The sequence below is a fragment of the Pseudoduganella sp. jia 12 genome (assembly GCF_055502675.1).
On the sequence record NZ_JBUXKP010000010.1, the window covers coordinates 292,263 to 304,380 of the forward strand.

Consider the following 12,118-nt stretch of genomic DNA (forward strand, 5'->3'; position numbering starts at 1 on the left):
CCCCAGCGCGGAAATACCAGCGGACACGGCACCGGCAAATAGCACGGTCGGACGATTGCGGGTATAGTTCCCGGACCCATCCAACAGAAGAGGAAGCGAGACATGAGTGCGGAATATGCCCTGCACGGCGCCGTGGCCGTCATCACGTTCAACAACCCGCCCGTGAATGGCCTGGGCCTGGCGACACGCACGGCCGCCGTCGACGGCATCCGCCGTGCCCAGCAGGATCCGGATGTGAAAGCCATCGTCATCACCGGCGCCGGCAAGGTGTTTTCAGGCGGTGCCGACATCCGCGAGTTCAATTCGCCGAAGGCGCTGACGGAGCCGACCCTGCACACGCTGATCCGTACGGCCGAGGAGTCGGTGAAGCCGGTGGTGGCGGCAATTCACGGGGTATGCATGGGCGGCGGGCTCGAACTGGCGCTGGGGTGCCACTACCGGGTGGCGCTGCCGGGTGCCCAGGTGGCGCTGCCTGAAGTGAAGCTCGGCCTGTTGCCGGGCGCCGGCGGCACGCAGCGCCTGCCGCGCGCGCTGGGCCTGGAGCCGGCGTTGAACATGATCGTGTCGGGCAATCCGATTCCCTCCGAAAAGTTGCCGGCGCTGTTCGACGAGGTCTTTGCGGCCGGCACGGACCTGGTGCCGGCCGCGGTGGCGTTTGCGGAAAGCGTCGGCGACATGCGGCCTTTGCCGAAGGTACGCGACCGGCAGGCCGGCCATGCCGATGCCGCGGCCTTCCTGCAGGCTGCCCGCACGCGCGTTGCGGCAGCAGCTGGTCCCTTCCCCGCACCGCTCGAATGCGTCGAGACGGTGGCGGCGGCGGTTACCATGCCATTCGAGCAGGGCCTGGCGTTCGAACGTGAACGCTTCATGCACCTGATCCAGACAGCCGAATCGCGGGCGCTGCGGCACGCCTTCTTTGCCGAACGCGAGGCGGCGAAGGTGCCGGGCATCTCGGCCGAAACGCCCCGCCGTGCCCTCGAGCGCGCCGCGGTGGTCGGTGCCGGCACGATGGGCGGGGGCATCGCAATGGCCTTCGCCAACGCGGATATTCCCGTCACGCTGGTCGAATCGTCGAAGGAGGCGCTCGACAAGGGCATGACGGCGATCCGTGCCCATTACGAAGGCGCCGCCGCCAAGGGCAAGCTGGCGCCGGAATTGCTGGCGCAGCGCATGGCGCTCGTCGGGGGTACGGTGAACTTCGCGGACATCGCCGCGGCGGACATCGTCATCGAGGCGGTCTTCGAAGACATGAACGTGAAGGAAGCCGTGTTCCGGCAACTGGACGACGTGATGAAGCCGGGCGCGATCCTGGCGACCAACACGTCGACGCTGGACGTGGACCGCCTCGCCGCCGCCACGCGGCGGCCGCAGGACGTGATCGGCACCCATTTCTTCAGCCCCGCACACGTAATGAAGCTGCTCGAGATCGTGCGCGGGCGCGCGACCGGCGACGACGTGCTGGCCACGGTGCTGGCGCTGGCGAAGAAATTGAAGAAGACCGGCGTGGTATCGGGCGTGTGCGATGGCTTCATCGGCAACCGCATGATCGAGCAATACGTGCGACAGGCCGGCTTCCTGCTCGATGAAGGGGGCACGCCGGCCCAGGTGGATGGCGCGCTGGAACGGTTCGGCTTTGCGATGGGCCCTTTCCGCATGAGCGACCTGGCCGGCAACGACATCGGCTGGGCGATCCGCAAGCGCCGCGCCGCGGAACGCCCCGACTTCGCGTATTCGAAGACGGCCGACCTGCTGTGCGAGATGGGCCGGTTCGGCCAGAAGACAGGGGCGGGCTGGTATGACTACCGGCCTGGCGAGCGTACACCGCAGCCGAGCGCGGAAGTGGAAGCGCTGGTTGTGGCGCATTCGCGGGAGCTCGGCATCGAGCGGCGCCCGATCGGCGATGCCGAGATCGTCGAGCGGCTCGTGTATGCGCTGGTCAACGAAGGTGCACGCATCCTGGAAGAGGGGATCGCGCTGCGTGCTTCGGACATCGACATGGTGTACCTGACCGGTTACGGGTTCCCGCTGTTCCGTGGCGGCCCCATGTTCTACGCCGACACGGTGGGCCTGCCGGCCGTACTGGCGGCGATCGAGCGTTTTGCCGCGGGACGGCACGGCGATGCATGGCAGCCGGCACCCTTGCTGGCACGCCTCGCTGCCGAGGGCACGGGATTCAACCAGCGTTGATGCGCGGCCGTTGACACCCGGCGATCCTTCTCGTGGTGATCAGGCAAGCCGCTTGCGCATTCGCGCAAGCGGCACATTGACATCGCCGGGAAGGGCAAGCTCGAATTCCTCGACCGTTACATAGCCGGCCGACCGATACAGCGGAACGCCTGGCAGGGTGGCCGCCATCTCGAGCGCTTGAAAGCCCGCCAGCTGCGCTTCGGCTTCGCAGTGCCGGAGCAGCCTGGTGCCCAGGCCCTGGCGCGGCATGGATGGTTCGACGAAGAATGCGCGAATGCGGCCGGCCTGCGTGGCCGGGTCGAGCAGCGGGTCGGTGGCGCCTTTCGCGCGGTCCGCCCCGAACAGGGTGGCGCGCCTGCTCCAGCCGCCGCAGGCTACGGGTTTGCCATCGCGCTCGATGACGAAGTAAGTGCCATCTCTGATCAATTGGGTATCGACGCCGAAGATATGGTGCGTGACCGCCTGTGCCTGTTCTTCCGTGTAGAACCCCGCGCTGAGCGCGATGCCTGAGCGGGCGATCAGCGCTTCGAGCGCGGCAACGTCATCCTGCGTGGCGCGGCGCAGGATATAGTCTTCCGGCGCGTTCACTTGAGCGTCCACCTGCGCGTTCACCGGCGGTTCGGTGTGAGGATCGTCGGCAGGGCCTTCGGCAGCGTTTCCGGATAGTCCCGCGAGAAGTGCAGGCCTCGGCTTTCGCGGCGCTGCAGCGCGCTGTTGACGATCAGCGCGGCCACGTCGACCAGGTTGCGCAGCTCCAGCAGGTCGGCCGTGATGCGGAAGTTGCGGTAATACTCGTCGATTTCTTCCTTCAGCAGCGCAATGCGGTGCTGGGCGCGTTCCAGGCGCTTGGTGGTGCGCACGATGCCCACATAGTTCCACATGGAGCGGCGCAGCTCGTCCCAGTTGTGGGCGATGACCACTTCCTCGTCGGCGTCGGTCACACGGCTTTCGTCCCAGTCAGGCAGGTAGGGCGTGCCGTTCTTTTCCTTTGACAGGATGTCCTGCGCGCAGGCGCGGCCGATCACGACGCATTCCAGCAGCGAATTGCTGGCCAGGCGGTTGGCGCCATGCAGGCCGGTGTAGCCGGTTTCGCCAACGGCGTACAGGCCGGGCAGGTCGGTGCGCCCCTGCATGTCGGTGACGACGCCCCCGCACGTGTAATGGGCCGCCGGCACGATGGGGATGGGTTCCTTCGTGATGTCGATGCCCAGTTCCAGGCAGCGCGCATGAATGGTGGGGAAATGCTCGATCAGGAAGCCGGCTGGCTTGTGGGTCATGTCGAGATGGACGTAGTCGAGACCCCGCTTCTTGATTTCGAAGTCGATCGCGCGCGCCACCACGTCGCGCGGCGCCAGCTCGGCGCGCGGATCGTGCGCGAGCATGAAGCGCTGGCCCGCCGCCGCCCCCGCTTCTGGAGGGAGTTTCAACAGGCCGCCCTCGCCGCGCATCGCTTCCGTGATCAGAAACGATTTCGCATACGGATGGTACAGGCAGGTCGGGTGGAACTGGATGAACTCCATGTTGGCGACGCGGCAGCCGGCGCGCCATGCCATCGCGATGCCGTCACCGCTGGCCGTGTCGGGATTGGTCGTATACAGATAGACCTTGCCGGCGCCGCCGGTGCACATCACCGTGTGTTCCGCGGCGACCGTGTGCACCTGGCCGCTGCGCACGTCCTGCACGTAGAGGCCGTGGCACTTGGGCTGCGCATTGCCCTGCGAAGGGCGGGGGCCGAGCTTGTCGGATGTGATCAGGTCGATCGCGCAGTGATGTTCGAACAGGCTGATGTTCGGGTGTGCACGCACTTTCTCTTCCAGGGTGACCTGCACCGCGTGACCGGTGGCATCGGCCGCGTGGATGATGCGGCGCTGGCTATGACCGCCTTCGCGCGTCAGGTGGAACCCCAGCTCGGCCGATGTATCGCGGGTGAAGGGTACGCCTTGGGCAATCAGCCACTCGATCGCTTCGCGGCCATGTTCGACGATATAACGCGTGGCGCCTTCGTCGCACAGGCCGGCGCCAGCAACCAGCGTGTCGTCGATGTGCTCGGCGTGGCTATCGCCGGAATCGAGGACGGCCGCGATGCCGCCCTGGGCCCAGTTGCTGGCCCCATCCAGCAACTCGCGCTTGGAAATGATGGCAACCCGGCGCGTTTCGGCCAGGTGCAGGGCGACCGACAGGCCGGCCAGCCCGCTGCCGACGATGGCTACGTCAAATTTCATGGTGAGGAAGGTATTTTTTATAAAAAAGAATATGACTATAGACCATTTGCAAACAGGCGTCATGCATCGGCCTGTTTTGCGCGGTCTCAACGCCAGGCAGGCGCGGGTCCGGCATCATGGCTGAGCCATCCACAGCGTGATGGCGGTTGCGCCCACCGGACGGGCGAAGGAGCCTTCACCGTGATCCGGATCTTCAATCATTATGTCTCGCGAACCGGTTTCATCCTGCTGCTGTTTGAAATGCTGATCCTGCATGCCGCCGCCAGCGCGACGGCGCTGCTCTGGAGCAGCGCACCGGGCGGCAGCACCGATGCATACCTGACCGGGATGCTGTTCGCGCTCGTCAACGTGTTTTCAATGAGTGCACTCGGGCTTTATCAGCAGCAGTTGCGCGAGGACTTGCGCGGCGCGTTGGCCCGCGTTCCTCCTGCCTTCCTGGTCGGCTTCGTGCTGATGTCGGCATTGATGGAGGTCATGCCCGCGGTCGACCTGGGGCGTGCCACGAGCCTTGCGTTCTTGTCTGGTGGCGCCTGCGTGTCGGTGACGCGCGTGTTGCTGGTCACGTCGGCCCAATCCGATATATTGGTGGAGCGGCTGATCCTCATCGGCGCGGGTGCGCTGGCGCGCGATTGCCTCGAGCTGGCCGCCACGCGCGATGGCCCGCGACGCTTCGAGGTCGTCGGCTGCGTGCCGATGCCGGATGAGGAGCGCTGCGTGCCGGTCGCCAAGGTGCTGAAGCCGGGCGAATCGCTACTCGCCCTGGCGCGCCGCCATGGGGCGAACGAGCTTGTCATCTCCGTCGGCGATCGGCGCAACGGCGCGTATCCGGTGCGCGAGCTGCTCGACTGCGCACTCGGCGGCGTGCGCGTGACGGACGCCGCGGCGTTCTTCGAACGCGAAGCCAGCCAGATCAGGGTCGATTCGCTGCAGCCGAGCTATCTGATTCACGGCGGAGGGTTCAACCAGAGCTTCCTGCGTGCTTTCATCAAGCGTTCGTTCGATCTTGTGGCCAGCGCTGCCATCTGCGTTGCCACACTGCCGGTCATGCTGGTGGCGGTGCTGTGCATCGTGATCGAGGATGGCGGCCCCGTCATCTTCCGGCAGGAACGCGTCGGCAAGAACGGCCGCGCATTCCAGGTGCTGAAGTTTCGCAGCATGGGTGCCGACGCCGAGCGGGATGGCAAGCCTCGCTGGGCCTGTGCGGGCGATCCGCGCGTGACTCGTGTCGGCTACTGGCTGCGCAAGCTGCGCATCGACGAATTACCGCAAATGTTCAATGTCTTCCGCGGCGAGATGAGCTTCGTCGGCCCGCGTCCGGAACGGGCTTACTTCGTCGATCAGCTGGGCCGGGAGATCGCCTATTACGATGTGCGCCACAGCATCAAGCCCGGTATCACCGGGCTGGCGCAGGTGCGCTACCAGTATGGCGCCTCCGTCGAAGACGCCATTCGCAAGCTGCAATACGACTTGTATTACGTGAAGAACAACAGCCTGTTCCTCGACATGCTGATCCTGATCGATACGGTACAGGTGGTCCTTTCCGGAAAAGGCGCGCGGTGATGGCGGGGGTTTCTCTGGTGGCGCTGGCCAGCCATGGGATAGGCGCTCTGTCATTCGCCGTTTTTTCTCTTCTCCTTCTGGGGCGCCAAGCACGCGGCCAGCATCGCTCGCTGCTCGGGGCCTGCGCGCTCACGGCCCTGTGGGCGGCCGCAACGGCCTTTCACGACTGGCGCGTGCTCGGCGTGGACATGGCGCAGTTGGCATGGGTGCTGGAGACGCTGCGCAGCGCGGCCTGGCTCGTCTTCCTGCTGTTGCTCCTTGCGCCTGCCGGGATCCCGGCAAAGCGCCTGCTGGCGATCGTCGCGCTGCTGACGATGGCGCAGCTGGCAGCCGGCGAACTGGCGCCGGTGGCGGTCGTGCTGGCCGAAGGCGCGTCGCACCAATCGGCTGATCCGGCACTGATCGTGTCGGTCACCTCGAGCCTGCTGCTTGCCGTGGTGGGCATTCTGCTGGTCGAACACCTGTTTCGCACCACGCCGGCGCGCGAACGGTGGGGCATCAAGTTCGCGTGCCTGGGCCTTGGCCTGCTGTTCGTCTACGACTTTTACCTGTACAGCGATGCGCTGCTGTTCCGCCGCATCCAGCCGGATATCTGGGCTGCCCGGGGGCTGGTTGATGCGCTGTGCGTTCCGCTGCTGGCGATTACCGCCGCGCGCAATCCCGGCTGGAAGCTGGGCCTCGCACTGTCGCGCAAGATCATGTTGCGCTCGGCGGCGCTGATCGGATGCGCGATTTACCTGCTGGCCATGGCAGCTGGCGGCTGGTACCTGCGCAGTGTCGGCGGCGCATGGGGGCCCGTGATGCAGCTGATATGCCTTTGCGGCGCTGGCTTGCTGCTGGCGGGGATCCTGTCGTCCGGCGCTGCGCGGGCAAAGCTGCGGGTGTTCATCAGCAAGCATTTTTACCAGGCGCATTTCGACTACCGCGACGAATGGCGCCGCTTCACGCAAGCACTTTCCGAGGGCGGCCAGGCGCCCGGGGAGCGGGCTATCCAGGCAATGGCCGCGCTCGTCGAAAGCCCGGCAGGCGCCCTTTGGACGCAACGGGACGGTGTCTTCCATCCCGCCGCATGCTGGAACATCCACCCGCAGCGTGGCGTGGAACCGGCGGACAGCGCATTCTGTACCCTGCTCGAAGACCGCCAGTGGATCGTCGAGGCCACACGGCACGATTCAGCCGATACCCGGACCCTGTTACCGGCATGGCTGCATGGCATTCCGGGCGTGTGGCTCGTGGTTCCTTTGATACTGCATGGGCAGCTGTTCGGCTTTGCCGCACTGACGAGCCCGCGTACGCCGGTTGCACTGAACTGGGAAGTATTTGACCTGCTGCGGCTGGCTGGTAGCCAGGCGGCGAGTTGCCTGGCGCATGGCGAGCTGGCCGAGCGGCTGGCCGTGGCGCGGCAATTCGACTCCTTCAACAAGATGTCCACATTTGTCGTCCATGACTTGAAGAACTTGCTGTCGCAGCATTCACTGCTGCTGGCAAACGCGGAACGGCACAAGGCGAATCCCGAGTTCCAGGAAGACATGCTGGCCACGCTCGCTCATTCGGTCCAGAAGATGACCGCACTGCTGCAGCGTCTGTCGCGCGGCGAACACACCGCGCAATGTGCATCGCACGCCATTTCCGAAGTGCTGCGCCGGGCGGCGCGCCCCTACGACTCGGCCAGGCCGCGGCCCGTCCTTGAACTCGCGGATGAAACGCTGAGCGCGCTCGCGGATGGCCAGCGATTGGAGAGGACGATTGCGCACCTGCTGCAGAACGCGATCGAGGCCACGCCGCCGGATGGCCGTATCGTGGTCAGCCTGCGCCGGCAGCATGACTGCGCCGTCATCGAGGTGCGCGATACCGGCTGCGGGATGAGTGAGTCGTTCGTTCGCGAGCGGCTGTTCCGTCCGTTTGAAACGACGAAATCGGCGGGCATGGGAATCGGCGTGTACGAGAGCCGCGAGTACATTCGCGAACTTGGCGGCAGGCTCGAAGTGGAAAGCCTGCCGGGGCAAGGCAGCGCATTCCGCATCCTGCTGCCGCTACATACAGCAATGCGAAGCGTGCCGGCGACGGCATGAACGAACAGGGAGAGCGATATGCCGAAGCGCAAGCTTATGGTCGTGGAAGACGACGCAGGGCTGCAAAGGCAGCTGCGCTGGGGGCTGGACGCATATGACGTGCTGGCCGCGGGCGATCGGGAGATGGCGTTGACGCTGTTGCGCCGGCACCAGCCCACGGTCGTGACGATGGACCTTGGATTGCCGCCGGACGCGGACGGCGCAAGCGAAGGCCTGGCGCTGCTGCAGCAGATCCTGGCCATCGCGCCCGACACGAAGGTGATCGTGCTGTCGGGAAACCGTGATCGTGCCAATGTGCTCAAGGCAATCGCCATGGGCGCGTACGATTTTCACCAGAAACCACTGGACGCGGACTTGCTGCGGCTGGTCATCGAGCGTGCGTTCTTCCTGTACGCCGTGCAGCAGGACAATCGGCGCATGCTGCAGATCGAAGCGGAATCACCCCTCGCTGGCATCATCAGCCGCGATCCCGGCATGCTGAAGGTTTGCCGGAACGTCGAGAAGGTCGCCCCTTCGTCCGCCACGGTGCTGCTGCTGGGCGCCTCCGGCAGTGGCAAGGAGCTCGTGGCGCGGGGCTTGCACCGGATGTCGCCGCGCCACGACAAGCGTTTCGTGGCGATCAATTGCGCCGCCATTCCCGAGCACCTTCTGGAAAGTGAGCTGTTTGGTTACGAAAAGGGTGCTTTCACCGGTGCGGTTCGGCAGACACCCGGCAAGATCGAGCTGGCCCAGGGAGGCACGTTCTTTCTCGACGAAATAGGCGACATGGCGATGGCATTGCAAGCCAAGATGCTGCGCTTTTTGCAGGAGCGCGTGATCGAGCGTGTTGGCGGCCGCAGCGAAATCCCGGTCGACGTCCGCATCGTTTGCGCAACGCACCGCAACCTGAAGACGCTGGTCGACGAAGGTGCGTTTCGCGAAGACTTGTTCTATCGCCTCAGCGAGATCGTGCTCGTGATCCCGCCCTTGCGCGAGCGCGTCGGAGACGCCGTGCTGCTGGCGCAGCATTTCAAGAACCGGTTCTGCGCGAGCGAGGGCCGGGCGACGATGCATTTCAGCCAGGATGCCTTGATCGCCATCGAGGCTTATGGCTGGCCAGGAAATGTCAGGGAAATGGAAAACTGCATCAGGCGTGCGGTGATCATGGCGGAAGGTTCGCAAATCAGCACGGCCGATCTGGGCTTGCCGGAAATCGATGTCGCCGAGGAAAGCATCGATTTGCGCTCTGAGCGAGACGCCGCCGAATACAAGGTGATGGTGAAGGCTTTGGGCCGCTCCGCGGGGAATATCGCGAAGGCGGCGGAAATGCTCGGTGTCAGCCGTCCAACGCTCTATGACCTGATGGCCCACCATGGCATCAAGTAGGGGGCGCCACGCCTGGAGGAGCAATCAGGCGGGCCCAATGCCGGCCTGAGGTCAGTCCCGCCACTGTCCGGCGGCGGCGAGCTTGTTTTTCAGCCCCGGCAGGGGGATACCAAGTCCATAAGCGAGCTTGGCTGCTTCCCGGGCCTTGTCAAAATCTTTCTTGCGTACGTAAACGAGGCCAAGGTTGTACTGGTTCATCGCATTGCGTGGTTCCAGCCTGGCAGCTTCCTCCAATTGCGCCAGCGCTGAGTCTTCCTGGCCTAGCGCGAGCAAATATCCGCCCAGGATTGCACGGACCCTTGCATCGTCCGGCCGGAACCGGATGGCACGGTCGAAATAGCATTCGATCGAATACTTCGCTCCCTTGGGCCGGGACGATTTCTCGCGCAGCGCCAGCTTGGCAAGCGAGATCAAGGCGCGGTGATGGTTGGCGAAATGGTCCAGTGTGTAGCTGATGTCGTCGCCGATGTAGCCGGACTGGCCTCGCTCCAGGCGTTCGACCTGAGGGGTGAAGTGGAAGCGCCCGACGACGTCCAGTTTCTGGCGATGTTCGGGGTTGGTGTAATCGCCCCCGGTGATCGTGTTGTTGAAGGACGGGCAATCGGACACGGCATGGGCAGCCCCATGCATCAGCAGGATGGCGAGAATCAGGGTTGACCGGGATGACATAGGGGCTCCTGCCTTGGCGCGTGTTCCAGCGCATCGGTGTCGAAACGCAACTGCGGGACCGAGCCCGCGCTGAACGAGATGTGGACGAACGGCGCCTGCGTGGCGAACATGCACTGCCAGCGGCCCATCGTCACGAAGGTTGCACTGCCTAGCCGAACCGCACCAAGACGGGCATGGGAACGTAGCGAATCGGAATTGAACGCCGAAATCCGGCTGCAGGTCCAGCGCACGCCGCGCGCATGAAGGCGGCGGTGCGCTTCTTGCCACAGCCTGGAGAAGGTGGGGCCGAGCCGCAGGTGGGGCTGGACAAACACGTCATAGTCCCATGCCGAATGGGGCGACATCAGGCAGTACCGCACACGTACTTCATCCTCGCGATACGCACCGAACTGGTACCAGAGGAAGCCGGCAAGTTCGTTGTTGCGCCAGGCCGCGAGGCTGTAGCCGCCTTGCCTGAAGCGTGCCGCGATCACGTCGCGTGGGCGCGGATAACCCCAGGGTACATCCATGAGCGCTGAAAGGGGCTGAACATGGATTGCTCGTCCCCAACCAGGGCGCGCCGGATTGCAGGCGACGCGTTGCGCCACGAAGTAGTAGCGATGCAGGTGGCACCGGAAGTGTGAGAGCAAGCGCGCAATGCCGTACATGACGGCATCGAGGCAGCCAAGCTCCGCGAAGGTTTTCTGAATGCGATTGTCCATCGCTTCATTTAACCTCCAGCCCGCCTTGGTTTCCTTGTGGGGACTCAACGTTGGGGCCGACGGATGGCAGACGATGGCGGGTATGCGACAGGGGAGCCGGCAACGTGCCGAGCTGCTGGCGCACCACGGCGCGTGTGGCCATGATGGCGACCATCAGGTAGTACGGCACATCCCAATACAAGAGACTGAGGAATGCGCCGCCGACGGCAAAACCGATCAAGCTGGCCTGAACCATCGCGGCCAGCGAGGCCGCCCACTGCAGCTCGGCGTACCCGCGGCTATGCCGCACGATCCAGGCCGCGTAACGCCACGTAAGGAGCCCCAGCATCAGGTAGAGGGCCAGGCCGATGAACCCGTGTTCGCCAAGCGCCTGGAAATAGATGCTGTGAGCAGCATGCACGGCCGACGGATCCGGGGCGTACATCGCAAAGGTCATCGGCTCGTACATTGAAAAGCCGCCACCGAAGAAGCGGTCGCTGGCCAGGTTGAACGCCATGTACCAGGCGTTGATGCGTCCCATTGCGGAGCCATCGGCTTGGTACTCGGCAATCGTGTCCATCCGTTCACTCCACTGTTCGGGCATGAACAGCAGCGCGAGTGGCACGAGAAGCACCAGCATCGCGGCCCCCGCCAACTTGTGCCGGCTCTTTTTCCACATGAATGCGAGCATCGCGATGATGGCCAGGAAGCCGCCGCGTGAATAGCTGCCCAGTGCAGCGAGGGCACATAACCCCATGGACACCAGCATCAACTGCCGCATCCAGCGCTTGGGCAACTCCTGCATAAGGTAGTACATCAGTGGAATCGTCATGATCAATGCCAGCGCCAGCGCGTTATTGTCGCCAATGAAGGTTCCGATCGGACCCCACACCCGCTGGCTGCCGCCGCTGCGTACTGTGAAGATCCCGCCCTTGACGCCGTAATAGCCGAGCGAAATCACCAGGACCCAGATCAGGTCCCGTATGTGTTCACGCTTCTTGATGACCATCATGACCACTAAGGTCATCAACATGATCTTCATCACCTTGTTCCACTGGCCCCAGGCCGCATTGGGGATCAAGGCGAAAAGCGTGGTGATGTTCATCCAGATGACGAATGCGATCAGCGTGGTCGTGATGGGTGTCATTGGCAGCGTGTTTTTCTCGCGTGACTTGAGCAAACTGAGAAGCGTAACGCCGGCGATCATTTGCGCAAAAGGGAAAGTGGTCGCAAATCCCCAGCCTTGGGTATGGGGGTTCATGACGCTGATCCAGACCCACATCAGGCCACCGATGACAGGGCGTTGAAGAGCAAATGGAAGGCCGCCAAGGACCAGGAGGGTGACAAAGATATCGCGCATGGC

The 12,118-nt window shown here is 64.2% G+C and carries 9 protein-coding genes; 4 read left to right on the forward strand and 5 right to left on the reverse strand.

From position 1 onward, the window contains the following. Positions 1–102 precede the first annotated feature (102 nt). Positions 103–2,187: a 3-hydroxyacyl-CoA dehydrogenase NAD-binding domain-containing protein gene (locus ACY65G_RS22335; RefSeq protein WP_464999484.1), complete on the forward strand. Its 2,085-nt coding sequence runs from the start codon at positions 103–105 to the stop codon at positions 2,185–2,187. A gap of 39 nt (positions 2,188–2,226) precedes the next feature. Here ACY65G_RS22335 and ACY65G_RS22340 read toward each other — a convergent pair whose 3' ends face one another. Both ACY65G_RS22340 and nadB read right to left on the reverse strand, forming a co-directional pair. Then, positions 2,227–2,775 (reverse strand): GNAT family N-acetyltransferase, encoded by a 549-nt coding sequence (locus tag ACY65G_RS22340; protein WP_464999485.1) that lies wholly within the window; start codon positions 2,773–2,775, stop codon positions 2,227–2,229. Between the two features lie 20 nt (positions 2,776–2,795). Then, entirely contained in the window at positions 2,796–4,409 is a 1,614-nt protein-coding gene (gene nadB / locus ACY65G_RS22345) for an L-aspartate oxidase (RefSeq protein WP_464999486.1), read from the reverse strand. A gap of 180 nt (positions 4,410–4,589) precedes the next feature. On the opposite strand from nadB, the gene ACY65G_RS22350 reads away from it, so the two are divergent. From ACY65G_RS22350 to prsR, 3 genes are read left to right on the forward strand one after another with little or no spacing between them, the layout of a single operon-like run. Further along, positions 4,590–5,969, forward strand: coding sequence for a TIGR03013 family XrtA/PEP-CTERM system glycosyltransferase (locus ACY65G_RS22350; RefSeq protein WP_464999487.1), 1,380 nt, complete (start codon positions 4,590–4,592; stop codon positions 5,967–5,969). Continuing rightward, positions 5,969–8,041, forward strand: coding sequence for an XrtA/PEP-CTERM system histidine kinase PrsK (gene prsK / locus ACY65G_RS22355; RefSeq protein WP_464999541.1), 2,073 nt, complete (start codon positions 5,969–5,971; stop codon positions 8,039–8,041). Before ACY65G_RS22350 ends, prsK begins: the two co-directional genes overlap by 1 nt. An 18-nt stretch (positions 8,042–8,059) precedes the next feature. Beyond that, positions 8,060–9,406 (forward strand): PEP-CTERM-box response regulator transcription factor, encoded by a 1,347-nt coding sequence (gene prsR / locus ACY65G_RS22360; protein WP_464999488.1) that lies wholly within the window; start codon positions 8,060–8,062, stop codon positions 9,404–9,406. 51 nt (positions 9,407–9,457) lie between these two features. Here prsR and ACY65G_RS22365 read toward each other — a convergent pair whose 3' ends face one another. The 3 genes from ACY65G_RS22365 to ACY65G_RS22375 are packed head-to-tail and all read right to left on the reverse strand — an operon-like array spanning position 9,458 to position 12,115. Continuing rightward, on the reverse strand, positions 9,458–10,075 hold the full coding sequence (locus ACY65G_RS22365) for an ABC transporter permease (protein ID WP_464999489.1): 618 nt from the start codon (positions 10,073–10,075) through the stop codon (positions 9,458–9,460). Beyond that, a complete protein-coding gene (locus ACY65G_RS22370; RefSeq protein ID WP_464999490.1) occupies positions 10,054–10,776 on the reverse strand; it encodes an N-acetyltransferase family protein in 723 nt (240 codons plus the stop codon). Before ACY65G_RS22370 ends, ACY65G_RS22365 begins: the two co-directional genes overlap by 22 nt. Before the next feature lie 4 nt (positions 10,777–10,780). Then, positions 10,781–12,115 carry a putative O-glycosylation ligase, exosortase A system-associated gene (locus tag ACY65G_RS22375; protein WP_464999491.1) on the reverse strand — a complete coding sequence of 445 codons (1,335 nt, stop codon included), beginning with the start codon at positions 12,113–12,115 and terminating at the stop codon, positions 10,781–10,783. Positions 12,116–12,118 lie beyond the last annotated feature (3 nt).

What these genes read in the sequence shown, in the direction of transcription:
- ACY65G_RS22335 (WP_464999484.1), top strand. Translation starts at nt 103, where the DNA reads ATGAGTGCGGAATATGCCCTGCACGGCGCCGTGGCCGTCATCACGTTC.
- nadB (WP_464999486.1), bottom strand. Translation starts at nt 4,409, where the DNA reads ATGAAATTTGACGTAGCCATCGTCGGCAGCGGGCTGGCCGGCCTGTCG.
- prsK (WP_464999541.1), top strand. Translation starts at nt 5,969, where the DNA reads ATGGCGGGGGTTTCTCTGGTGGCGCTGGCCAGCCATGGGATAGGCGCT.
- prsR (WP_464999488.1), top strand. Translation starts at nt 8,060, where the DNA reads ATGCCGAAGCGCAAGCTTATGGTCGTGGAAGACGACGCAGGGCTGCAA.
- ACY65G_RS22365 (WP_464999489.1), bottom strand. Translation starts at nt 10,075, where the DNA reads ATGTCATCCCGGTCAACCCTGATTCTCGCCATCCTGCTGATGCATGGG.
- ACY65G_RS22370 (WP_464999490.1), bottom strand. Translation starts at nt 10,776, where the DNA reads ATGGACAATCGCATTCAGAAAACCTTCGCGGAGCTTGGCTGCCTCGAT.
- ACY65G_RS22375 (WP_464999491.1), bottom strand. Translation starts at nt 12,115, where the DNA reads ATGCGCGATATCTTTGTCACCCTCCTGGTCCTTGGCGGCCTTCCATTT.